This is a genomic window from Virgibacillus profundi (genome assembly GCF_002287375.1).
GTDB classification, from domain to species: domain Bacteria; phylum Bacillota; class Bacilli; order Bacillales; family Amphibacillaceae; genus Virgibacillus_K; species Virgibacillus_K profundi.
The window spans coordinates 173,805-200,324 of record NZ_NPOA01000001.1 but is presented as its reverse complement, the minus strand read 5'-3'; the positions used below and the strand labels follow the sequence as shown (position 1 = coordinate 200,324).

17 protein-coding genes are annotated in these 26,520 nt (G+C 39.7%); 16 read left to right on the top strand and 1 reads right to left on the bottom strand.

Annotated features, from left to right (window positions below; all coding sequences use genetic code 11):
* Positions 1–23: 23 nt before the first annotated feature.
* The 4 genes from CIL05_RS00795 to CIL05_RS00780 are packed head-to-tail and all read left to right on the top strand — an operon-like array spanning position 24 to position 3,771.
* On the top strand, positions 24–971 hold the full coding sequence (locus tag CIL05_RS00795) for a carbohydrate ABC transporter permease (protein WP_095653599.1): 948 nt from the start codon (positions 24–26) through the stop codon (positions 969–971).
* 16 nt (positions 972–987) lie between these two features.
* Positions 988–1,824, top strand: coding sequence for a carbohydrate ABC transporter permease (locus CIL05_RS00790; RefSeq protein ID WP_095653598.1), 837 nt, complete (start codon positions 988–990; stop codon positions 1,822–1,824).
* A gap of 48 nt (positions 1,825–1,872) precedes the next feature.
* The gene (locus tag CIL05_RS00785) at positions 1,873–2,649 is read left to right on the top strand and encodes an endonuclease/exonuclease/phosphatase family protein (protein WP_095653597.1); all 777 of its coding nucleotides are present in this window, start codon (positions 1,873–1,875) and stop codon (positions 2,647–2,649) included.
* 12 nt (positions 2,650–2,661) lie between these two features.
* Positions 2,662–3,771: an SGNH/GDSL hydrolase family protein gene (locus tag CIL05_RS00780; protein WP_095653596.1), complete on the top strand. Its 1,110-nt coding sequence runs from the start codon at positions 2,662–2,664 to the stop codon at positions 3,769–3,771.
* 132 nt (positions 3,772–3,903) lie between these two features.
* On the opposite strand, the gene CIL05_RS00775 is transcribed toward CIL05_RS00780, so the two are convergent.
* Positions 3,904–4,299, bottom strand: a complete 396-nt coding sequence (locus tag CIL05_RS00775) for a hypothetical protein (RefSeq protein WP_095653595.1) — start codon at positions 4,297–4,299, stop codon at positions 3,904–3,906.
* Positions 4,300–4,428: 129 nt separating this feature from the next.
* Here CIL05_RS00775 and CIL05_RS00770 point away from each other — a divergent pair, with 129 nt between their 5' ends.
* From CIL05_RS00770 to CIL05_RS00715, 12 genes are all read left to right on the top strand, one after another.
* Complete coding sequence (locus CIL05_RS00770) at positions 4,429–5,361, top strand: DMT family transporter (RefSeq protein ID WP_095653594.1); 933 nt, start codon at positions 4,429–4,431, stop codon at positions 5,359–5,361.
* Positions 5,362–5,474: 113 nt separating this feature from the next.
* On the top strand, positions 5,475–5,933 hold the full coding sequence (locus CIL05_RS00765) for a hypothetical protein (RefSeq protein ID WP_095653593.1): 459 nt from the start codon (positions 5,475–5,477) through the stop codon (positions 5,931–5,933).
* A gap of 235 nt (positions 5,934–6,168) precedes the next feature.
* Positions 6,169–9,246, top strand: coding sequence for a beta-galactosidase (locus tag CIL05_RS00760; RefSeq protein ID WP_095654041.1), 3,078 nt, complete (start codon positions 6,169–6,171; stop codon positions 9,244–9,246).
* Positions 9,247–10,233: 987 nt separating this feature from the next.
* Positions 10,234–10,854: a YesL family protein gene (locus CIL05_RS00755; protein WP_095653592.1), complete on the top strand. Its 621-nt coding sequence runs from the start codon at positions 10,234–10,236 to the stop codon at positions 10,852–10,854.
* 34 nt (positions 10,855–10,888) lie between these two features.
* Entirely contained in the window at positions 10,889–13,147 is a 2,259-nt protein-coding gene (locus CIL05_RS00750; protein ID WP_095653591.1) for a helix-turn-helix domain-containing protein, read from the top strand.
* 894 nt (positions 13,148–14,041) lie between these two features.
* Positions 14,042–14,989 carry an ABC transporter permease gene (locus CIL05_RS00745; RefSeq protein ID WP_095654040.1) on the top strand — a complete coding sequence of 316 codons (948 nt, stop codon included), beginning with the start codon at positions 14,042–14,044 and terminating at the stop codon, positions 14,987–14,989.
* Between the two features lie 13 nt (positions 14,990–15,002).
* Positions 15,003–15,908, top strand: a complete 906-nt coding sequence (locus tag CIL05_RS00740; protein WP_095653590.1) for a carbohydrate ABC transporter permease — start codon at positions 15,003–15,005, stop codon at positions 15,906–15,908.
* Positions 15,909–16,014: 106 nt separating this feature from the next.
* Positions 16,015–17,613 (top strand): extracellular solute-binding protein, encoded by a 1,599-nt coding sequence (locus tag CIL05_RS00735; protein WP_095653589.1) that lies wholly within the window; start codon positions 16,015–16,017, stop codon positions 17,611–17,613.
* A gap of 98 nt (positions 17,614–17,711) precedes the next feature.
* A complete protein-coding gene (locus tag CIL05_RS00730) occupies positions 17,712–20,846 on the top strand; it encodes an alpha-mannosidase (protein ID WP_095654039.1) in 3,135 nt (1,044 codons plus the stop codon).
* Positions 20,847–21,384: 538 nt separating this feature from the next.
* Positions 21,385–24,090 (top strand): alpha-mannosidase, encoded by a 2,706-nt coding sequence (locus CIL05_RS00725; protein ID WP_095653588.1) that lies wholly within the window; start codon positions 21,385–21,387, stop codon positions 24,088–24,090.
* Positions 24,091–24,180: 90 nt separating this feature from the next.
* Positions 24,181–25,485: a glycoside hydrolase family 125 protein gene (locus tag CIL05_RS00720; protein ID WP_095653587.1), complete on the top strand. Its 1,305-nt coding sequence runs from the start codon at positions 24,181–24,183 to the stop codon at positions 25,483–25,485.
* A gap of 15 nt (positions 25,486–25,500) precedes the next feature.
* Positions 25,501–26,520 (top strand): asparaginase, encoded by a 1,020-nt coding sequence (locus CIL05_RS00715; protein ID WP_206207731.1) that lies wholly within the window; start codon positions 25,501–25,503, stop codon positions 26,518–26,520.

Sequence of the window (26,520 nt, the reverse complement as noted above, 5' to 3'; positions counted from 1 at the left end):
TACCTTGAAAGGAGACGGTATTTTTGGCTGTTTATACAAGTACCAAAAAGGTGAAAAGACCTGAGAAAAGATTTTCCTTGGAAAAATCAAATGTACAACGAAATATATTTTTACTTCTTGCAATTGCCCCACCATTTGGAGGGTATTTGCTATTTACCTTGTATCCGAATATCTTATCGGTTTACTATTCATTGTTGAATTGGGATGGAATGACAGAACCTGTATTTATAGGCTTTCAAAACTTCATTGCGATGTTTCAGGATCAGTTTGTCTGGCGTGCATTATCCCATAATTTGTTTTTATTCATTATTGTTCCAGCGTCCGTTGTTATTATTTCCTTAGTTCTCGCTTATTTATTGTCTTATAAAAATTACTTCGAGAGTAAATTTCTGAAATTGCTGTTCTTTTTTCCTAACATACTCTCAACCGTTGTTATTGCTATACTTTGGCAATTTATTTATGACGGAAACTATGGGCTTTTGAATGAAGTTCTTGCATTTATTGGAATTGATGCTGGAAACTTTTACTGGCTTGGAGACGAAAGAACTGCTTTATGGGCAGTAGTCCCAGCCTGGATTTGGGGCAGTGTAGGTTTATATGTAATCATTTTTGTCAATGCGATGGATGCAATACCGAAATCCTTTTATGAAGCAGCAATCATGGATGGTGCCAGTGATTGGACATTATTATTTAAAATTACCCTTCCAACAATTATGCCGATTGTCCGAGTCAGTCTGCTATTTCTGACTTTATTTACAATCAAAGGTTTTGATATGATGCTGATTTTAACTAATGGTGGTCCGGCTGGCGCTACAGATGTTATTGGCTTATATATGTTTAACCTCGCATTTGGTGAAGGTACACATAGCTATGGTTATGCATCGGCGATTGGCATGCTCCTTTTTGTAATCCTGATTACAGCAAAAGCAATCATGGACAGATACATGAAAAAACGCGGAATTGACTATTAAGCGGGAGTTGATTTAGTTGAAAGAAAAAAGGAACTTCAAGGACATTATCTTCCGGGGAATCCTTTATTTATGGGGGCTTACAATTATTTTCCCGCTTGGGTGGGTATTGTTTGAATCTCTCAAAACGAACCCGGAATTTTTTGCAAATATTTGGGCCTTGCCGGAAAAGTTGCAATTTGGAAATTATATAAAGGCCTGGAAGGAATACAATTTTGGTAAAGCACTTCTCAATACACTTTATTATGTTGGCGGAAGTATGATCTTAGGGCTGTTTTTCACCACATTGAATGCGTACGCTTTGACACGGATTGAATTTAAGGGAAGACAGCTGATTTGGGGTCTTATTATGATGTCGCTGTTTCTTCCGGGAATTAATGCGCTCGTTCCACAGTATGTAGTCATGAGAGATCTCGGATTAACCAATAGTTTATCCGGATTAGTTTTGTTATCCAGTCTTGGGGAAACGGTGTTTTACTTAATGATTCTTGGTGGATTTATGAAATCTATCCCTAAAGAAGTGGAGGAAAGTGCATTTCTTGATGGTGCATCCCATTGGCAGGTATTTTGGAGAATCATTATCCCATTATCCACACCAGGAATTGTAACAGTTGCCATCTTTAAATTTATCGATTTCTATAATGCTTTCCTTTCACCATTTATCTATTTAAGTGACCCGGATAAATATACGATTGGTGTACAAATGTATCAGGCAAATAAACTGATGGAATACTCCGCAGATTGGGTAACCTTATTTGCCGGAATCATTATCGCAATGATTCCTAGCCTAGCCGTTTTTATTTTCTTTCAAAAGTGGATATTAAAAGGTGCAACATTAGGCTCAGTGAAAGGTTAATAAATTGGTAGTGGATATTCATTTTGATTTCTCAGGAGATGATTCGTGATGAAAATTGTACAATATAATGTACTGGATGGTTGTAGAGAAAAGGAAGGCTATTCAAGATTAAGCAATTTTTTAAAAAATGGGGATTACGATGTTGCGGGCTTCAATGAATTAAATGATTGGACTGCTGAAGAGTTTCAAGTGGAAATGGAAAAGGTTGGCTTTAAATATACTTACTTATTTGAAATGGATTCAAGCCGCTTTTTAATTGGAATAGCGGCGAAATTTCCCATCAGTAAAATATCCGCCATTGAAAAGCCTCCTTTTCATCATGGGATGCTACATGTGAAAATAAAGGATATAAACTTTATCATTACACACTTGACACCTTTTGAATCTAAATTCAGAGAACTTGAAGCTGAGAGTTTAGCTACATACATCGAAACTATAAAGGAACCTTTAGTTGTCATGGGAGATTTGAATACATTATCTCCATTCGATAAAGCTTATTATGATATCGAAAAAATTAGTGCCAGTAAGTTTCAAAATCGACAGCATATACGTAATGGAGCAATTAATTTTCGACCCATGCAAATTTTGTTGGATGCTGGTTTGCTTGATGTTAATATGTCCGAAAAACTGGATTATTCAATGCCAACAAAAATCAAAGGGGAATTGAAAGACCCTTCCTATGTAAGAATTGACTACATATTAGTAAACCCTATTTTGCAGCAAAGAAATCCTGTTGCTAAAATAATTCATCACCAAGATGTATCAACATTGTCGGATCATTATCCAATTGAATGCAAGTGGGAAGAACTAACTGAAAAATTATGAAGGAGGGATACTATGAAAAGTGGCCAAAATGGGGATGGAAGCATAATAAAAGATGCTGTTTCAAATGGGGTGCAAGAGAATCAGATTAATTGGTGCGATCCTAAGGAATATCCATTTGATTTAACGGGTTTTGCGTGGTTTCAAAAGGAAAAAATATACCGCAGATTTCCGAAGCAACCTGTAGCTAAGCTTCCTGACCGAGTAAATGAATTAGCTGATTGCACATCAGGTGGACAAATTCGATTCAAAACGAATACTAGAAAGCTAGAGATAAAAGTAACCTTATCAGGGGAAGCGAATATGGGCCATATGTCGGCACTGGGACAATGCGGTTTTGATGTATACGTTGGAGAACCAGGGAAGCAACAGTACCTGTCTTCAGCGATTCCCCCACTTAATGAGAAAATATATGAAAGTACACTTTGGCATTTTGGGAGTAAATTGGATGAATTACTCGAAGTGACGATAAACTTTCCACTCTATCAGGGTGTGGAAGAGGTTCTAGTTGGAATAGACCCAGATGCTGTTATTCAGCAGCCAAAGCCATATCAAACTGAAAAAAGGGCGATTTTCTATGGAACTTCTATTACGCAAGGAGGCTGTGCCAGCCGACCAGGAATGTCGTATACTAATATTTTAAGCAGAAGATTTCCATTGGAATTCATCAATTTGGGTTTCTCGGGAAGTGGCAAAGGAGAGAAAGAAGTTGCTTTGTCGGCAAGAGAGATTGAGAGACCGGGCTGTTTTGTCATAGATTATGAAGGCAATGTTAATGCCGACCAATATAATGCAACACTGCTTCCTTTTATAGAACTATACAGGGAGTGGCATCCATTTGTTCCGATTATTGTCATGTCACGAATCCGATATGCCAAGCATTTAAATGATGAACAGGGTAAAGACTATGAGCGGCGCAGAGAAATCTCCAGGTCGACTGTTGCAGAACTCCAGCGCAAAGGGGACAAGTATATTTCTTTTCTGGATGGATCACAGCTGCTTGGTGAAAACTGGCATGAATGTACAGTTGATGGTGTCCATCCGAATGATCTTGGTTTTATGAAAATGGCGGATGGGATTGAGGATGTATTGCGGACCAGTTTGGAAAAGGGTGGAGTAATTTGATTTAGTGGTAGAAGTTCGGTTTTAATATGAATACCCCTCTGACTCATAGTTTTATCTAAGTCGGAGGGGATGATTATATAATAACTGTTTGATATCCGGACAAAAGATATTCTACTTTAATATTGCGGAATATTAGTTAACAGCCCTAACTGTTATAGCAGCTGAATAATTCGTAATCCTACACTCTTCCAAATCTTCCTCCTTCAATAATCCCAGACTCACAGCTGCATTTATCTTCTTATCATCTGGTTTTTTCACAACTTTTATCAGATCACTCATATTCAAATCTTCCAGTCTTGAGATAGTCAATTCATCCTTAAATTTTTCAGATTTGCGGATCTGTCTTTGCAGTTTGAAGCCATTATGGCTGAATTCCCCCTTTGATCCCGAACCAGCCTCACCATCAAAATAGGTGTTAAATATTTTCTTTAAATGATTCATTTCTTGCTCGATTTCTTTCTTCCTTTGATTTAGATCATAGTATTTCTTGATCATATCACCTGTTAGCAATGTATCATTTCTTGTCATCGTATACCCTCCCAAAAATAGCTTGTTAGTTAATACTATTAAGCTGGAAGGGAGAATATTACTATCTATATATGCTATTATAAATAAGGTTTAAATAAAGATTTAACTGCAACATAGGAGTTGACATATTTGGATATATTATTTAAAAAGAAATGGCTTGTCGTTTTGATTGCTGTATTCTGTTCCATTTTGTGGGGCAGTGCTTTTCCCGTATTAAAAGTAAGCTATGAAGAAATACAAATGGCGGCAGATGACACCATTGCAAAACTTGTATTTGCCGGTATGCGTTTTCTGTTAGCCGGTTTAATTATTCTCGTAGGTTTATTCTTTTTCAATAGAAGACATCTTTTCGTTACGAAGAGACAATTTTTGTTTCTTATTATTCTTGGTATTATCCAAACAGGTTTGCAGTACTATTTTTTCTATAATGGACTTGCAAAAGTGTCTGGAATGCAAGGGGCGATTTTATCCTCAAGTGGTATATTTATTACTGTAATATTAGCACACTTTTTCTATTCCAATGATCGCTTGAGTGCAAAAAAAGCTTTTGGATTAGCTGCCGGCTTCATTGGGATAATTGTCGCTAATTGGGGGCAGGAACTGCAACTAAGTTTTCAATTAACCGGTGAAGGATATATGATATTAGCTGCGCTGACCAGTGCCATCGCAACAATTATGGCAAAGGAATTGGCCGTTGGTATCCATCCGTTTGCAATAACGGGTTGGCAGCTGACAATCGGGGCAGGACTTATGTTGATTATTGGTGTGCCGCAGCTCAGTGAGAATGCAATGACATTTACGCCACTGGGCTGGGGACTGTTCATTTATTCGGCGCTGCTGTCTGCTGCCGCATTTGGTCTTTGGTATTCGCTATTGAAATATAATAAAGCTGGTGAAATAACGATGTTCAAATTTATTACACCGGTTTCGGGAGCAATTTTGTCAGCAATGTTTATACCTGGAGAAAAATTGAATTTGTATATTTTGGCAGCATTGGTGTTGGTTGCTTTCGGGATAGTTGCGGTAAATTATAAAGGGCGTTCCGTTCGAAAACGGTCATAATAATAAATCATTTTTAAAAAGGTGGCTATCGATTGGAAAAATCGAAGCGGTTATAGTATCATTTCAATTAAAATCATCAAACAAATACTAGATACAGAGAAAGAAGGCATGTAATGAAAAAATGGCTGCTGATTACGATCATGCTCCCAATAATATTAATGGGATGCTCCAATTCGGGGGGATCAACAAAGGATACGTCTTCTGAAGGTTTGAGCGAAAATGCGAAAGCGGTAAAAGAAGTATTGGAAAAAAATCTTCAGGCGACACAGGAAGAAGAAATGGAAGCATATCTAAACACATTAGTAGAAAGTGGCAGAGAGAGTACTAAGAATGAAATTGAAGGTTTTTTTAAGGATTATGATATTAAATATGAGCTGTTGGATTTTGAGGTTTTAGAAGAAGAAGAGACTAAAATGAAAGTTGAATCAGAGCAGCGGGCAACTGCTGAATATATCGCAGAAGGACTATCCTATCATGACCATATTGCAAGGATGGAACAGACCTTCATTGTGGAAGATGGAGATTGGCGAATATCAGAATCAAAGATTATTAATACAGATATCATTAATTGAGCAACAGCATATCGAGTAGGCCTGCCGGAATCCCTGCAGGCCTATTTTAATGAAAAAGTCAATCAACATAAGGCTTTGTTCAGATAGTAATGTAAAGGGTTACATAGTCAAAAAAATTTACATATTTACTTTTTATGTCTGAGTGACTGATAATGAGCAGTAGTAATATGGTAACGCTTCCGTCTTTATTATTGATATATGGGAGGTAGTAAACCAAGATATGGGGGAAATAAATATGAATAAAATCGTACTATTTTATGATTCAGGATTCCCGATAGATGGCGATAGACCGGATGTTTCCTTTTTTGAGAATTTTGGAGATGACTTAACGGTTGTAGACGCTGTATCTCTAAATGATGCTTTAAGAAACAAAGAAGTAGACTGTCTGATTAACTTGCATGGCCCTTATTTTCCAAAAAACGCCTGGCAGGCAATTTATCAACATATGGAAAATGGTAAAGGTTTCCTGCATATTGGTGGCAGCCCTTTTCGAATTCCATGCAATTTCATTGATGGTGAATGGAAAAAAGAACGTGAGCAGACAGCATACCATCAGGAGCTGAATATTCACGAGACATTGCCTGTTAAATCGAAACCAATCGTATCACTGGAGCATAATGAAGATATTCCATTGTTTAGCGAGAAAGAAGAGCTTTTTACAATTGAGGATACATATAATTTTATTCTGCATGTGACAAAATCCAGCACTATAGAAGCTGAGATGGGTTCTGTTGGCCCGATGGATGCTCGTATTTATCCATTGTTGAAAGGTATCTCGAAAACCGGACGTCAGGTAGCTGCTCCAGTTGTACTGATTGAAAATGTGAAAGGGAAATTCACCGGAGGGCGCTGGCTGTTTATCAACCAAAAGATAACAGAGCAGTTTTGGACAGCTGGTGGAGCGAGGGCCATCAACGAATTTGCAACATTTACCGCAAATGGTGTTACTGAAATGTCGTTGAAAACAAATTATGCTACGTATGAGGACGGAGAGCGGGCAAATGTCAGCTTCCAGATACAGGCTTTCCGTGAACAGTTGATACCATGGTCATTAACCTATTCAATTACTAAAGATGGAGAACAGGTCTATTCCAAAGTGGAAGAGATAGAAGTATCAAATAAATTTCAGATAAAGTCATTTGTCATTCCCGTGGATATAAAGCCCGGATACTATGAAGTTTCCTGTGTCGCTAAATCTGCGAATGGTGAGAAGCGAACATTACATCAGGGATTCTGGGGAATGGATAGAGATCTGCTGAATGAGGGAGAACCCTTATCCAATGACAGAGATTATTTCCAAAAAGATGGACGGCCATTCCCAATTGTTGGGATGACCTATATGACTTCAGATGTGGCCCGTTATTACCTTTTCCTTCCGAATCCATCTGTATGGGATCGTGACATGGCACAAATGAAGCGTGCCGGCATTAATTATATTCGTACAGGAATTTGGACGGCATGGAGACATATGATGTTTGTCGATGGGCATGTGGATGAAAATGTGCTCCGTTCCGTTGATGCTTTCATACTTTGTGCAAAAAAGCATGATTTGGAGGTTACTTTTAATTTCTTCTCCTTCACACCGGAAACATGGGAGGGTGAGAATCCATACCTTGATCCAAGGAGTGTTGAAGCTCAAAAACGGTTTATTACAGCATTTGTCTCAAGACATACTAAGACGACAAATATAAATTGGGATCTGATTAATGAACCTTCCATGTTTGACCCAAGTCGAACTTTTGCCGGACCGCGTTCACTTCATGATTCCTTTGATCGTAAAGCATATAGGGAATGGCTGGAAAAGCGTCATGGCTCCATTGCTGAGCTTCAGGAAAAATGGAATATGACAGAACGGGAGCTACCATCGTTTGCTGTGGTTGAACCTCCTGAAGCCAGTGAGATTAACTTTGGAATCAGGGACATGCTTTCAGGAAAAAAAGGATTGAAATGGATCGACTATGCTTTGTATACCATGGACATGCATAACAAATGGGCGAAGGAGCTTACTGACACAATCAAACAGCTTGCACCAAACCAGCTTGTTACTGTTGGTCAGGATGAAGCACTGGCAGGACAGCGCCCATCTCCGTTGTTTTACAGTGAGGCGGTTGATTATACGACAAACCATACATGGTGGCTGATGGACCAACTAGTCTGGGATGGTATTTTCACCAAAGATCCTGCAAAACCTAACCTGGTACAGGAAACTGGAATTATGTACGTGGAAAATCCAAATAATCAGGCAAAAAGAAGTGAAGAGGAACTACGAAATATTCTGGAAAGAAAGTATGCCTACTCCTTTTCAACAGGTGGAGCCGGAGCTGTTCAATGGCTTTGGAACACCAACTATTTTATGAATAATATTAATGAATCAAATATCGGTGCAATTCGTGCAGATGGGACGGAGAAGCCGGAAACTGATGTGTCTTATGACTTTGGGGCGTTTATTAACAAAACACGTGATTTATTTAAAAACCGGAAGCTTGAGGATATTGCAGTAGTATTTCCATACTCCAATGATTTTTCAAATCGTAAACTGGCACAAGAGGCTACATCGAAGCTTACAAGGACCCTTGCCTATGAGATGAATATACCTTTTCGTGCACTCAGCGAATATCAACTGGATTCACTAAAAAGTGATCTACCGAAATTAGTTGTCGTACCAAGTCCACATAATTTCAGTGACAATGCACTGAATTCTATTTTGGCGGCTGTAAAGGAACAGGGCATCACCCTGCTTTTCACTGGACCGGTTAACCTTGATGCGTATTGGAACAGGACAGAACGCATGGAGAAAGTGATTGGATCAACACATATAGAGAATATCGTGCGTGAGGAACTGCTTGAGGTAAATGGAAGGCATTATCCATTATCATTTGGTGGAGAGCGAATTGCTGATGCGATGCGAGAGATGCTTGCAGCTGAGCCAAAAACAACTGCGGTAAAGGAATATTCCTATGGAAAAGGTGAGATTATTTGGAGTCCTTTACCTGTTGAGCTGAATGAACGAAGTGAGCCAATCATCGCTTTGTATGAACATGCATTGAAAAAAGCTAATATTTCAGCTGAACTCGATTGGCTGGAGGGTGATTTTCCAGGGGTTTATGGAAGGAAGCTTTCGTTTGAGAATGGTTCACTGTATATCTTTGTATCTGAATTTGCAGAGGATACACCGATTACTTTCAGGGATTCGATAACAGAAAAAAGCTATTCTTTCATTCTTGCGACGGAAAGAACTGTTATGTTTTCCACAGATGAAACTGGAAAAATTACTAATGTTTATCGACCGGAAGAGGTAGCTATAAAGGGATAATTGAAAATGGCTGTTCCAGTAAAAATGGGAACAGTCATTTTTATAAGACTAAATCAGACAAAAAATTGAATATTTCGACAAAATATGACATAAACTGAAAGTGTGATATAATAAATGAAGATTAATCTAATAATTCCGCAACATTTTTACTAATAAATTCAAAGAAATCGGAAAAAGCCGGTTTCTTTTATGCTTTAAGAAAGCTTAACTTTGCTAAAGGATTAAAGTATGAAAAACTATGACGCTCGCAAGCAAAGTTTTTCTAATATTTATTTTATTTTAGTCTTAGGGGACTGTGCTCTGCTCGTCCCACCGAAGTGACTTGGAACTGCGATTACTCGCCCCACCAAAAGACTTGCTGTCATCTGCGCCGTAGTTGATCTAATAGACGACACAACTTTAGTGTGACTTCCTTTCACTCTTTAGAAGATGAGTGCTAATACAGCGCTCCGGAAACACATTACGCTTTCCGCGGGCGGCTGGTGAGCCTCCTCGTGCTACGCACTGTGGGGTCTCACCGAGGCCTTTCCTCCCGCAGGAGTCTTCATGTGTTTCCTCCGCTGTGATGGTACTTTCACCTTCAAAAAAACTTGGCAGTTTGATTAAAACTATTAAGATAATTCCTACTAGCGTAGGCAGAATACGAAGACTCCTGCGGGAACAGCACGTGTCCGAAGACACCGCAGAGTGATCTTCTCGAGGAGGCTGAGGCCGTGCCCGCGGAAAGCGAAGTATTCTGCCGGAGCGAGTTTTTTAAGCACTCAACCAGCATTCGCATGAGTGAATACGTAACACAAACGAATTTTCACTGTGTGGTCTTTTTTATTTTCTTCGAAAGTTAAAAAAGCAACACATGGTTTCGATGGGGCGAGCAGTGCGCAGTCCCCAGTATTTTGGTGGGGCGAACGAAGTGCAGTCCGAAAGTTTACGAAAGAATACTAGTCTTAACTGGCTTCAAGAAGCAGTACACAAAAGGAAGTGACTTATATGTCATCATTACATGGTATTTTTAAGTGGATATACGATTTGGGGAATTGGCTGGCAAAAGTGATGTACCTGCATATTCTATGGGTATTGTTCACAGTGCTCGGTCTTGGTATATTCGGAATTTCCCCGGCAACTGCCGCATTATTTTCCGTTATGCATAAATGGTTTGATGATGATTTTGATATACCGATATTTAAAAATTTCTTTACCGCATATAAAACGCAATTTGTTAAAGCCAATGGACTTGGACTTATTTTGATAGCGCTTGGAGTATTTTTGTATTTTGATATGAATGTCTCCAAACAAGTGATAGAAACTGCGTACATACATTTTTTGCTATTAATAGTTATTTTTCTTTATATCGTTACTGTTATGTATTTCTTCCTAGTATTCGCACGCTATGAACTGAAATTTTTTCAGTATTTCAAGCAATCATTTTTTATTGCTTTTGCAAGACCGATGGAAACAATTGCTATGATAATTTGTTTGGTTCTCCTCTATTACTTACTTAGTTTTCTGCCTGTCCTTATTTTTTTTATGGGCTCTTCTATTGTTGCATTCCCAATTTCCTGGTTTGCATACGGGGCCTGTTTACAGATAGAGGAAAAAAGAGCAAGTTAATTCATTTTAAAGAACATAAACAGGGGGTGAACCAATGTGGCGTAAGAGGAAAAAAACCAGTCTATTATATAAGTACATCATCTCCTATTTGCTAGTATTTCTTGTTCCATTTTTAATCATGAGTCTGGTTATTTATTTTAATTCTGTATCTAACCTCCGACAGGAAATAGAGCAGTCTAATATTAACAAACTGGAACAGGTAGAAAATATAACAAATGAACGAATGAAGGAACTGGAAACCATTGCTGCCAGAATTTCATATGACCCCAGGCTGACACCATATATGATCAGCCACGGCTATTACGGTACGGAGGCAATAAATGAATTAACAAAATATGAAGCGAACAGTTCCATTGTTGAGGAATTATTTGTTTATTATCATGAAAAAGATACGATTTATTCGACTAATGGATCCTATTCAATTGATGCATTACTACAAAATAAATACAGTTTTAATGATTGGGATAAGCAAACACTGCTTCGTGATTTACATACAAAAACTCCTTTTATTAAACCAATTGAAAATGTAGTAATCAATAACGAGCACCATGTGAATATGATTGCTTATTTATTTCCTGTTGCACCAGGAAGTCCTAATCCATATGGCACGGTCATGTATTTTATTGAAGAAGATACAATTGCTGACCTGATAAAAAATATTTCTGGAGAGTTAAATGGCAATGTATATATCCTTAATGAAAGCAATGAGGTAATTACGTCTGTTATTAATGATGAATCGATTGATAAGGAGCAATTGGCAGCTCTGTCTTTTAATAATTATGGCGTAAATACTGTAGAACTGAATGGGAAGGATCATTCCCTTGTTTCGGTCCAATCCGAAATGAGTGGGTGGAAGTTTATAACGCTGATGGATACGGATGAATTTTTTAAACGATTGGATAATACTACAATCCTCATCTCAGCAATATTGATTGCCCTTTTAATTATCGGTTTTATTTTGGCAGTGTTACTCGGGAAAAATCAATATAAACCAATCCAGAAGCTATTTGAAATTACGAAAAGAGATGGCGATAAGGCAACGGATTCTAAAGGGGAAAATGAGCTTGAGACAATCCGTAAAACGATAACAGATGTTTTTGAGGACCAACAAATTTTGAATAATACGATGTACTTGCAAAGACCCTTTGCCAGGGAGCAATTTTTAATCAGGCTGCTGAAAGGGGATATTAGTGATCACGAAGAAATAGATTCACTTATACAATCACTCAATATTCAAATGTGGGATGACTATTATTTTGTAGCAATTGTCTATTTCGAAAAGGGAACTTTCACTGAAGAAAATATAGATGATAGAGAAAATATTTTTAATCTGTTATCTGAGATTTCCCTTGGGAATGCTAAAGTGCATGGAATTGATTTATTTTATAATGATTCGATGGCGTTGATTATAAGTTTGGATAGAACCCAAGAAAAACCAGAACAGCTGCGAAAGGAAATCGTTTCTCAGGTTCAATTGTATATTCGAAAAAAATCACTTTCTAATCCAACAATTGGGGTAGGGCGGTTATATGATGAAAAAAACCGGATTAACCGATCCTATATCGAAGCACTTGCGACAATGGAATATAAATTTATAAATCCTGAAGGAAGCATCATCTATATTGAGGAATTAAGTTCACAATCAGAGCAATCCCTAGGGTACCCGGAAGAGGATCAAATGAAACTTGTCCAAAGCCTAAAGCAAGGGGACGAGACTGTAGCCGCAGAGACATTGCAAAGTATGTTTGCAGCACTTGTTGAGAGAGAGCCATCCATTCAGGTTTCAAAAATTATTTGCTTTGATATTATCAATACAATTGTTAAAACCGTAACGGAGATGGGACAGGGAAAACATATCAGTGATTTGAACCGGATTGCAGATTTTAATTCAATTGAACAATTGCATCAGCAGCTGCAAACGATTGTCATGGATGTGTGTAAAGAGGTTGATAGTAAAAAAGAGAGTCATAATGATAAGATGCGAAATGATATTTTGGATTACATTAAAGCCAGCTATAAGCTGTATGATCTCTCACTGGAAAGTGTCGCATTGAAGTTCCAGCTTTCCGTATCATATCTCAGTCGATTTTTTAAAGAACAGACCGGTACAACCTTTACCCAATATGTACAGGATCTTCGTATGAATGAGGTGAAGAGGCTGTTAAAAGAAACGGATCAGCCTATCAAGGATATTGTCGTTGAGGTCGGTTATAAGGATGTGGCAAACTTTACCCGCAAGTTCAAAAATCTGGTGGGAGTAACGCCGGGACAATATAGAAAACTAAATAAATAATATCAAAAAGACCATGAGATGCGCTATCATGGTTTTTTTGATGAAGGCTATTTTCGCATATATTGGGACTACGTACTGCTCGTCCCACCGAAGTGACTTAATGTTATCTGCGCCGTAGTCGATATAAAGTGCGACATAGTGAAAAATCATTTGCAAACGCTGGTTGAGAGCAAGAATCGCTCCGGAAATACACTACGCTTTCCGCGGGCTCGCGATGAGCCTCCTCACTCACAAAGAACGCTCGTTGCGGGGTCTCATCGTCTTCGCTTTCCCGCAGGAGTCTCCGTGTATTTCCTCCGCTGGGACGGTGCCTTTAACTTCAAAAAGTAATTTACTTCTTGATGATAGAAACATTTGCTATCCGCTTACTTGGCGGTTGTTTGGAGCGGAGGACCGTTGACTCCTGCGGGAACAGCACGTGTCTGAAGACCCCGCAGAGTGGGTTTCTCGAGGAGGCTGAAGCCGTGCCCGCGGAAAGCAACCTAGCGCTTACATCGCAGTTTATAGAAACTACGAAGATTAAAAAAGCAACAAATGGTTTCGATGGGGTAAGCAGTGGGCAGTCCCAAAGTTTACGAAAAGAGTCTATATGAATTAACAGATGAGGGCTAAATGCATTGATGCAAAGCCCCCTTTGTAAAGGGAATGTAAAGGTATACATAGTTTAACAATTTTAACATATTTGGATGAATGAATCCCCTTACATTATAAGCCTGAACCCCCATTTTGTTCTTTATGATGACAAGCCCAGCCAGAAACAACATATTGAACTAGTATTCTGAAAAGGCTAATATGTAAGCAGTTTCATAAAAACATAAGGAGGGATAATGGATGGCTTCAGATACAGCAACTTCCCCGACGAAAAATGAGGAACCTATACATGATTCCAAACAAATGAAGCAAACGAATGCTGGTTTAAAGCAGCAGAAACCACCAAAGAAACGCAAAAACAGAAAGATCCTGCAAAACTGGCAGCTTTACATATTCGTATTGCCAGCATTTTTGTACTTTTTTATCTTTCATTATATTCCAATGTACGGGGTTCAAATTGCATTTAAAGATTTCATTCCAACACTGGGTATTTTCGGAAGTGAGTGGGTTGGCTTCGAGCATTTCACCCGATTCTTTGATTCCTATTATTTTTGGGATTTAATTACGAATACACTCGGAATCAGTGTTTATGAGCTAGTCGTTGGTTTCCCTCTGCCGATTATTCTGGCATTGGCATTAAATGAGGCGAAAGATGGCTTATATAAACGCACAGTACAAACAGTTACCTATGCACCACACTTTATATCCGTTGTTGTAATGGCTGGTATGATTATTGCATTCCTATCGCCGGCAACAGGTATGGTAAATCACTTTCTTCAATTCCTGGGATTTGAACCGATTGCCTTTATGAGTGATCCCGCCTGGTTTAAAACGGTATATGTCCTGTCGGGCGTATGGCAAAGTACTGGTTGGGGAACTATTATTTACCTTGCTGCTCTTGCTGGTGTCGATCCACAGCATCATGAAGCAGCAATTGTAGACGGTGCATCACGTTTTCAGCGTATTTGGCACATAAATATTCCTGCGATAGTACCTACAATTGTTATTTTATTAATAATGAACGTCGGTAACATCATGGCAATGGGCTTTGAAAAGATTTTACTTCTTCAAAACCCGCTTAACCTTGAGTCTTCAAACGTTATCGCAACATTCGTTTATCAGGCTGGCTTACTTGATGCGCAGTATAGCTTTGCAGCCGCAGTTGGTCTGTTTAATGCTGTGATAAATGCAATTTTACTGATAGCTGTTAACCAGATTGCTAAGAAAACAAGCGAAACAAGTCTATGGTAAGGAGGGAAAAGAAATGAATACAGCGATAAAAGATACCAGAGCAGACAAAGTTTTCAAAGTCTTTATATTTCTATTCCTTACTGCAGCATTAATGGTTGTACTGTATCCGTTAATTTATATAGTCAGTGCATCAATCAGTAATCCAGCAGCAGTAAATTCTGGGAAAATGTGGCTTTGGCCAGTGGATGTAACATTTGAAGGGTATAAAATGATTTTTCAAAATGATGATATCTGGAGAGGGTATCTTAATACTATTTTTTACACAGCATTAGGAACACTTATAAACCTCGGGGTTACCATTCCCGCAGCTTACGCGTTAGCCAGAAAAGACTTTTACGGGAGAAGCTTCTTCACCGGCATGTTCGTATTAACCATGTTCTTTAGTGGTGGGTTGATCCCGACATATTTAGTGGTAAAAAGCCTCGGCCTTATTGATACAATCTGGGCAATGGTTTTACCAAATGCTGCTGCAGTATGGAATATCATTATTGCCCGTGTTTTTTTCCAGGCAACGATACCAAAGGGATTAGAAGAAGCTGCCATTATTGATGGCGCATCCAATTTTAAAATGTTTATGAAAATCATCCTGCCACTGTCAGCACCGATTATTGCGGTTATGGCCCTGTTTTACGGAGTTGGCCACTGGAATGGATATTTCAATGCATTGATTTACCTATCAGATAAAGAAATGTATCCATTACAACTGGTATTAAGAGAAATACTAGTTTTACAGGAAATGTCATCCCAGAATACAAATATTACAGGAAGTATGGCTGAGGCAATGCACAGTAAACAGCAGCTTGCCGCAATTATCAAATATGGTGTCATGATTGTATCGACATTGCCGATAATTATAGCTTATCCATTCCTGCAAAGGTATTTTGTTAAAGGTGTAATGATTGGTTCGTTGAAAGGGTAGAAAATTACATTTGTAATAGTAAGGGAGGTGGTTGAATATTATTACAGTTCAATCTGGAAAATACTACTTTTTGAGCAATTATAAAATTTGAAAGGGGATATACAAAATGAAAAAAGGGTTACTTTTATGGATGATCGCTCTGATCGCTATTGCGATGCTTACAGCCTGCAGTTCTGGTGATGAGGAAAGTGATAAAGATTCCTCTGCAGCTGCTAATGTTGAAGTAAATGAGGAAGGTTTTCCAATCGTAGATGAGGAAATTGAGCTATCTTTAATGGCACCTGGAACTGGTATGGCAGAATGGGAAGATATGCCGACAATGCAGGAATACTCAGAAATGACAAATATTAATATGACTTACACCACACCACCATTAAGTGATTTCCAGACAAAACTGAACCTGGCATTTGCCAGTGGAGATGTTGCTGATATCATTTATGGTGCGGGAACGACTAATCTGACTCCAGCAATGGAAGTGGATTATGGACAGCAGGGAGTATTACTCCCATTGGAGGACCTAATTGCTGAGCATGCTCCTAATCTTCAAAAAGTATTGGATGAAAATCCTGATATCAAAAAATCAATCACTACCGTAGATGGACACATTTATTCACTGCCAAGAATTGCAGATGGCCCAACATCCAACTGGTATTTAGGTCCACTCTGGTATAACGGACAATGGCTTGATACATTGAATGTTGAAGAACTTCCGAAGACAACCGAAGAATTTTATGACCTGCTTGTAAGGTTTAAAACAGAAGATCCAAATGGCAATGGGGAAGCTGATGAGATTCCACTAGTTGATGTTAAAATGAACAGTATTCGTTCATGGCTGCTTGGTGCTTTTGGAATGAAAGAATGGGGTATTGAGGAAATTGACGGAGAAATAAGATATGCGCCAATCACAGAAAACTACAAAGAATATTTAACTTATATGAATAAGCTTTATGAAGAAAAACTTCTGGATCCGGAGACATTCTCCCAATCGGATGAACAGAAAAAGGCGAAAGGACAGGCCAATCGTGTTGGGGTATTTTCAGATTGGTACTCATTCTTTACAACTGGTGAAACAGAAGAAGAGGCATTAAACAACCCAATGTATCAGCCGTTAACAAGTCCTGTTTCCGATGAGGCAGTAATTCCGCTTAATCCAGGAATTACAAGAGGTACATTCTCGATCACAAAAGGAAACCCTAGTCCTGAAGCGACCATTCGCTGGATAGATTATTTTTATTCACAGGAAGGCTTCCAGTTCCTAAATGAAGGTCCGGAAGGCCATCTGTGGGAAGAACAGGACGGGGAAAGAGTATACCTTGATACACCGGAGCAATTTGAAAGCTCAGAGGACCATCGCGGCACATTGACACCGGATTATGGAATTTCCACACCGACTTTAAGTGGTCCGATTGAAGGTAAAGAGCAATCAGAATTCGAGAAGTTTATCGAAACTGAAACAGAGGAAAGAATTATTCCCTATGCAGAAGTTCCATTCCCGCTTGTTTATTTAACTGGGGAAGAACAGGATAATATTAATTCCATTGAGGTTGATCTGGAATCCTATGTAGAACAAATGGAAGCTAAATTTATCACTGGTGTAGAACCATTATCCAACTGGGACAAATATGTGGAAACAATTAAAAACATGAAGATTGAAGATTATATTCAAGTCCATCAAGATGCTTATGACCGCTGGGCTGAAAGCTAAAAAGCAATAAATTTTAAATGGAGAAGGCTCGTATGTCCCTTGAATAGGAGAATACATACGGGCCTTCAATCAGATAGAGATAAAGGTGGCTGTAAATGATGTTTCTGACTGAGGATAAGATAAAAGGCAGAATAAATGAGCTGTCCGGATACCGTTACAGGGATAGCACTCCATTACAGGAGTGGTATTTTGTTGAGGATGAAGCTGGGGAGATTGGTGAATACCCGCCTGAAAATACTTGTAATTCACCGAAAATAAACATTGGTGAACGCTGGGAGGGACGTGACCTCTATGTCTGGATGTCAGCGAAAGCGGAAATCCCGGCTGAATGGACAGGCAGGAAAATTGTTGGCTTGTTTGACTTTGGAAATACTGGCGGTGGAAATAACTCGGGATTTGAATCTCTATTATTTTTAAATGGGAAACCCTATCAAGGGGTGGACTCCAATCATAAAGAGGTTTTTCTTTCGGGAGATCAAGCAGGAAAAACAGCAACGCTTGATTTCAGATTATGGACAGGCCTTGAAGGCGGGGGAAAGCCTGCTATTCAGGAATATAAGCTGCAATATGCAAAGATTGCCTGGCTGGATGAAGCGGCAGATAATTTTTATTATAATGCCAAAGCCGTACTTGAAAGTATTATGGTACTGCAGGATAACCAACCAGAGAGACATATGCTGCTGAAGGCTCTCAATCAATCAATGAATCTCATTAACTGGCTGAATCCAGGTTCTGAGCAATTCTATGAATCTATACATGAAGCTGGGGATTATCTGGAAAACGAACTTAACAGCATGGAAAAAAGTCATGCTGTAACTTTTCATGCAGTAGGCCATACACATATTGATGTTGCCTGGCTGTGGCGTCTCAAGCATACCCGGGAAAAATCGGCACGTTCTTTTACAACGGTAATGAGGCTGATGGAACAATATCCGGAATACCTCTTTCTGCAAAGTCAGCCGCAATTATATGAATATATCAAAGAGGATTATCCAGAAATCTATGATGAGATGAAACAAAGAATTAATGATGGCCGCTGGGAAATAGAGGGTGGTATGTGGCTGGAGGCTGATTGTAATATACCTTCAGGCGAATCCTTAGTCCGCCAGCTGCTGCTTGGAAACAATTTTATGCGTGAAGAATTTAATAAAGAAAGTGAATATCTCTGGCTTCCGGATGTTTTCGGATATAGCTGGGCACTTCCGCAAATTTTAAGAAAATCGGGCATTAAAACATTTATGACAACAAAGATCAGCTGGAGTCAATTTAATCGCATGCCACATGACACATTTAAATGGCGCGGAATTGATGGTTCCGAAATTTTAACCCATTTTATTACAACTACGGAACCATGGCCCGAGTCAAGATACTATACATACAATGGTTTCATGACGCCACAGGTCGTCAAGGAATCCTGGGATGCCTATAAGGACAAAAATATTAATCAGGATTTGCTGCTTTCCTATGGTTATGGGGATGGTGGCGGCGGGGTCAATCGTGAAATGCTAGAAATGCGTCGCAGGATTGACAAAATTCCAGGGCTTCCTCACGTGAAAACCTCCACTGCAGGAGACTATTTTGACAAACTGCATAAAAACGTTGATAAAACGAATGAGTATGTTCACACCTGGGATGGAGAGCTGTACCTGGAATTCCACCGCGGCACCTATACATCACAAAGCTTTATGAAGCGGATGAACCGTAAACTGGAATTGCTTTATCGTGAAAGTGAATGGCTAAATGTACTGAGCAGTGCAAAACAACAGGATTTTACAAGTTATCCATATGCGGAGCTGAAAAGTGGCTGGAAAACGATTTTAAGGAATCAGTTTCATGATATTATTCCAGGTTCCTCTATTAAGGAAGTATATGATGATGCGAAGCTGGAATATGAAGAAGCAAGGGGACAGGGAAATGCAGCCTGGAATACTGCTGCAGAATCACTTGTTCAGAAAAAAGATTCATATACATGGACAGTATTTAATTCAGCGCCATGGGAACGTGAGGATCTGCTTTTTATCACAGGAGAATCCGATTTAGATGTAGGAAGCTGGGTTGATGCTGATGGCAGAAGTCTCAATGCACAACGCTGTGAAGCTGGCTGGCATGTAAAAGTCGAAAAAATGCCCGCAATGGGATACATGACAATTCAGTTTAAACCAGCAGGAACAGCCGATGAGGAAATGAATAGCTTCCGTTTAAATGAAGACAGTGTGGTGACGCCGTTTTATGATATTAAATGGAATGATAAAGGGCAGCTGACGAGCATTTATGACCGGGAAAATAAACGGGAAGTACTTGCAGAAGGAAGCCTTGGCAATGTATTACAGGTATTTGAAGATAAACCATTGATGTTTGATGCATGGGACATTGATATTTTCTACCAGCAGAAAATGGAAGAGGTTACTTCATTGCAATCTGTTGAACTTATTGAAAATGGCAGCCTGCAAGCGGTAATTCGATTCGGCTGGAAATACGAAAAATCTGTAATCAGTCAGGATATGATGGTCTATGCAAATTCTCGCCGGATTGATTTTAAAACAAAGATTGACTGGCATGAACAGCAACGATTGCTAAAAGCAGCTTTTCCTGTAGATATCAGGTCGACAGAAGCGACTTATGATATTCAGTATGGAAATGTGAAGCGGCCGACACATTGGAATACAAGCTGGGATTATGCGCGGTTTGAAAGTGTCGGACATCAGTGGGCAGATCTATCAGAAGGTGGCTATGGAGTAAGTCTCCTGAATGATTGTAAATATGGTTATGATATCAAGGATAATGTAATAAGATTATCCCTGCTGAAATCGCCAATCCATCCTGATCCATGGGCAGACCAGGGAGAACATGAATTCACGTATTCTCTGCTTCCACATGCTGGCAGTTGGGTGGAAGGTGAAACTGTTCAGGAAGCCTGGTACTTGAATAACCCGCTAACATATACGGAGGGAAGCGCAGCTGCTGATAAATTGTCAATGCTTCATATGAATGCTTCCAATATTATGATTGATGCAGTGAAGAAGGCTGAGTACGGAGACAAGGCCGTTGTCAGGGTACATGAATTTGAAGGGAAGCGGACAAATGCTGAAATAGGCAGTGACTTCACTATAAAATCCTGGCAGGAATGTGATCTGATGGAACGACCGGAAACTGATGAGGTTTATGAAAACAGCATTGCTTTTACATTGAAACCATATGAAATCAAAACATTTTTAGTGGAGTTTTCGAATTAGTAAAATCACGTAGTTGAGCCCCGGCGTAACCTTGGCGTGATTTTTACCCTTTCTTAGATGATGAGTGCTAGTCCAGCGCTCCGGAAATTACACTACGCTTTCCGCGGGCGGCTGATGAGCCTCCTCGAGCTGTCGCTCTCCGGGGTCTCATCTAGGCCTTTCCTCCCGCAGGAGTCTCCGTGTATTTCCTCCGCTATAGTTGCAGTTACTGGCAATGAACTATATTGGTAACTAATATTAAGCATTGAAATACCCTACCAGTTCGGGTGAGCGAAGGGCGGTGACTCCTGCGGGAATAGCACGTGTCCGAAGACCCCGCAGAGTGGGGTTTCTCGAGGAGGCTGAGGCCGTGCCCGCGGAAAGCATCCGCCCGCAGCGATCCCGGACGACGGCAATAGCACATGTTATTAGAATCAATATCGATTTACGTCGCATTTTAGATCTTTAGTGTCAAAATAAACTTTTAAGAAAACGTTCCTTAATTAAAAGAAGGAATAATCATAACTGGAATAGAAGTATTAATTTTGGAGGGTTCACTATGAAAGATAACAAACAAGTTCATATCATTTCCCACACCCACTGGGATAGGGAATGGTATTTGCCATACGAAAAACACCATGTTCTTCTTATTAAGTTAATGGATAAACTGCTCGCAACACTCGAGGCTGATCCGGATTTTAAAAGCTTTCATCTCGATGGGCAGACCATAATCCTTGATGATTATTTACAGGTACGTCCCGAAAAGCGTGAAATTCTAAAAAAATATATTCAAGAAGGTAGACTGCACATCGGTCCTTGGTATATTTTGCAGGATGAATTTTTAACAAGTAGTGAAGCAAATATCCGCAATCTGCAATATGGAATAAAGGATGCTACAAAATGGGGTGGAATTTCAAAGGTCGGGTATTTCCCAGATTCATTTGGAAATATGGGTCAAGGACCGCAAATTCTGAGCCAGGCCGGTATCAATAATGCGGTGTTTGGCAGGGGAGTGAAGCCAACAGGATTTAATAATACTGTCAGTGAATCAGATAATTTTGAGTCACCCTATTCGGAAATGCATTGGCGCTCACCGGACGGGTCCTCCGTTCTTGGTATCCTGTTTGCGAACTGGTATTGCAATGGTAATGAGATTCCTACAGATTCAGAGGAAGCCAAAAATTATTGGGAACAGCATATGGATTCACTTGAAAAGTATGCAGCAACGCCACATATGCTGATGATGAACGGGTGTGATCACCAGCCGATTCAAGCAGATTTGCCTGAAGCAATCCGAACAGCCAAAGAACTGTACCCTAATGTCGAATTTGTCCATTCCAACTTCAATGAATATGTTGAGAAGCTAACTGCCTCAGTTCCTGAAGACTTAAAAGTAATCGACGGGGAACTGAGAAGCCAGCAGACAGACGGATGGGGTACACTTGTAAATACCGCGTCGTCACGTGTATATATTAAGCAAATGAATCAGGTTGGACAGACATTGCTAGAAAAAGTTGCGGAGCCATTAGCTACATTTGCTTATATGCAGGGAGAGGAATATAACGGTCATCTGCTTGAATATGCGTGGAAGACATTAATGCAGAATCATCCCCATGACAGTATTTGCGGCTGCAGTGTGGATGAGGTTCACAGTGGTATGATCACCCGTTTCGAAAACAGCAAACATGTTGCGGAAATGCTGATTGATGAAAGTCTCGAAGCAGTTTCTAAAAAAATCAACACATCCGGTTTTGAAAAATGGGGAGAGGATGCACTTCCATTTACTGTTTACAACACAACAGGCTGGGAGCGGACTGGAACCGTATCAATTACGCTTGACGTTAAACGTGAGTATTTTTCAAATGGGGTAAATAAAGAGCAATTAAAAAGTTTCCCATTTGGTCAAAGAATAATCGTTGATGAATCCGGCAACGAATTCAGCTGTACAGCGGAAGATCTGGGTATTGCATTTGATTACGATCTGCCTGAGGAGAAATTCCGCCAGCCGTACATGGCTAGAAGGGTGCGACTCACTTTTGAAGCAGGGAATGTTCCAGCACTAGGGCTTAAAACATTCGCCTGGGTACAATCGGAAAAACAACAAGAAGACATCTCGCTGATCACTGCTGATAATGAAATGGAAAATGAATTTTTGCATGTGAAAATCAATAAAAATGGTTCTTTGACATTGATGGATAAAGCTACAGGAAAAACCTATAAAGAATTAGGCGTGTATGAGGATACTGGTGATATTGGCAATGAATACATGTACAAGCAGCCAGAAAATGATACGGCATTAACGACCAAGGATGTGTCTGCTTCCGTAAGAGTTGCGGAAGATACGCCATTTCAGGCTGTATACGAAATTACCCATGAGTGGGAAATCCCTGAAAGTGCATCGGAACTCCTGGAGAAGGAGCAAAACGAGGTTGTCTGGTTTACAGGGAGAAAAGCGGAGCGCTCCGACAAGAAAATAACTTTTACTATCAAAACTCTTGTTTCATTGCAAAAAAATGGCAAAGGTGTTGATGTAAAAGCATCATTTAATAATCAGGTGAAGGATCATCGTCTCCGGGTATTGTTTCCAACAGACATCGAAACAGACGTACATCATGCAGATTCAATATTTGAAGTTGCTAAACGATCAATTCAGCCTTCTAAAGAGTGGACGAATCCTGATTATTCCCAGCATCAGCAGGCATTTGTTGATGTAAGGAATCAAGAGCAGGGCTTAACCATTTCCAACCTTGGATTAAATGAATATGAAGTTCTAAGAGATGGCCGAAATACGATTGCGGTAACATTATTGCGTTCCGTTGGTGAAATGGGAGACTGGGGTCATTTCCCGACACCTGAAGCACAATGTCTAGGGGAGCAATCCGCATCATTCCGGATCTACCCTTCCAATGGTGAAGCAGGTGGAGCAAAAGCTTATCAGGATGCTTACCAATACCAGATTCCGTGGTCAGTGAAACAGACTGGAATTCATGATGGTGAACTGCCAGCAGTACACTCATTTTTACAATGGGAATCTGAGAATCTAGCATTTTCCTCATTAAAAGTTTCTGACAAGACTGGTGATGTAATGGCTCGCTGGTTTAACATAACTGATAAGGATAGTTCGTTAGCTGTTCATACACCGGATGACATTGGCAAGACATATAAGAGTAATGTGCTTGAAGAGGAAAAGGAAACTATTAATAATGAAGAGGGACACTCTGTTCGCGGACATGAAATAATAACAGTGGGATTTGAAAAAAGGTAATCCAGTGAATAGTGTTCAAGAAGTTGCCAGACAAGACTTTTTGAACACTACTTTTCCAACGATAAGACTATGAAAAGGAAGTGTGCAACCATGCAAGGGCAATTACCAATATCCATGAAAAATTTAATCGAAGAAGTGAAAACAACATTTTCCGGTGACCAAAAAGCACAGGAACTTTTTGAAAACTGTTTTTCCAATACATATGAAACAACAATCCGCCCACAAGAAGACGGAACAACATTTGTGATTACAGGTGATATTCCGGCAATGTGGTTAAGGGATTCCGCTGCACAGGTTCGCCCATATTTAATGCTTGCAGAGCATGACGGGCAAATGGCTGATTTGATAGAAGGGGTAATCCAAAAGCAATTTTCCTTTATCAACCACGACCCATACGCAAACGCATTTAACGAAGAGGCAAATGGGAACAGATATCATGATGATAATACAGAAATGACACCACTTTTATGGGAGCGAAAATATGAAATAGATTCATTATGCTATCCAGTTCAGCTTGGCTTTCTATTCTGGAAGTCTACCGGAAGGACATCCCATTTTAACGAAACCTTCAGGAACGCAGTTGACTTAATCATAGAAACGTTTAAAACAGAACAAAATCATGCAGAGGATTCCACTTATCACTTTGAAAGGGATAACTGTCCACCGCAGGATACATTATCACATAATGGAAAAGGAGCTCCTGTTTCCTATACAGGAATGACATGGAGTGGCTTCCGTCCAAGTGACGATGCTTGTAAATATGGTTATCTAATTCCTGCAAATATGTTCGCAGTCGTTTCCTTGAAGCAGCTGGCAGAAGTTGCTGAAGAAGTTTTGGAAGATATAAGTCTTGTAAAAGCAGCATCAGATTTGGCAGAAGAAATCCATCAGGGTATTCAAAAACATGGCAAAGTAGAACATCCCGAATATGGTACGATTTATGCCTATGAAACAGATGGATTTGGAAACTATAATCTGATGGATGATGCCAATGTTCCAAGTCTGCTCTCACTGCCGTATTTAGGTTATTGTGATGTAGATGATCCAATCTATCAAAATACTAGAAATTTCATTTTGAGTGAAGAAAACCCATATTATTTTCAGGGCAAGGTGGCTAAAGGAATTGGCAGTCCACATACACCAGAGCACTATATTTGGCATATTGCTTTGGCCATTCAGGGAATGACAGCTGCATCAACTGATGAAAAGGATGAAATCTTTGAACTGTTCAAAAAGACAGATGCGGCAACAAATTTCATGCACGAAGGCTTCCATGTGGATGAACCTGAAAAATTTACAAGACCTTGGTTCTCCTGGGCAAATTCGATGTTCAGTGAATTTTTATTAAGTAAATGTAATCGGTATGTGAAAGGCAGTCCCTTGGAAAAACAGTGAATGGGAGTTGAGTCTATGAATGAGGAAATTCTTGTTAACGATTATCGCAACGGCATCTTGGAAAACATTCATCCTGGTCATATTTGTGGGATTGATGCAAACGAAGAAGTGAAATATACAGTTGGAAATGCACGGCATTTAACCTTTTTGAGATCTGCATTCAAGCCGATTCAGGCAATACCAGTGATTGCACATAAAGTTCAGGAGCATTTTAAGCTGACGAACCGGGAAACCGCCCTTATTGCTGCATCACATCGCGGGGAGGATTTTCATCTGGAGGAGCTTAAAAAACTAATGGATAAAATAGGTGTTGCAGAGGATGAATTACTATGCCACCCAACATATCCGCTGAACCCTGGGGCGAAGGATGCAATGCTAAAGGATAACCAGCCGAAAAGAAGGCTTTGTCATAATTGTTCCGGCAAGCATCTTGGAATGATTGCACTGGCAAAAGTACTTGGTGTAAGTACAGAGGGATATTACGAGCCGGAACATCCTGCTCAGCAGGAAATTCTTAAGGCCCTTTCCACAGTTTCCGGTTGTAACATAGCGGAAATCAGCATAGGTGTCGATGGTTGCGGGGTTCCTGTTTATGCATTGCCGCTTCAATCGATTGCAAATGTGTATCTGAGATTTGCAAGGCCTGAACTGATAGCGGATCAAACTATCCGTGAAGCAGTGGTAGCGATAAGCAGTCTCATGAATGAAAACCCGGAAATTATTTCCGGTACAGATGCGATTTGCACAAACCTTTTGATGGATAAAAATATTGTTGCAAAAGGCGGGGCACAGGGTGTTTATTGTTTTGGACTAAAGGATGAAAAATTTGGATTCGCTTTAAAAGTAATGGACGGTACGGAGGAACAATGGCCGTTAATTGTTGCCACAATCCTGGAACAAATCGATTATAAAAATAAACAGACCATTCAAAGGCTGTATCAGATTTCACACAAAGATATTTATAATGACAATGATAAACTGGTAGGAAATAAAGAAGCTGTGTTTCATTTAGCAGGAATCAAATGGGGAGTGTAA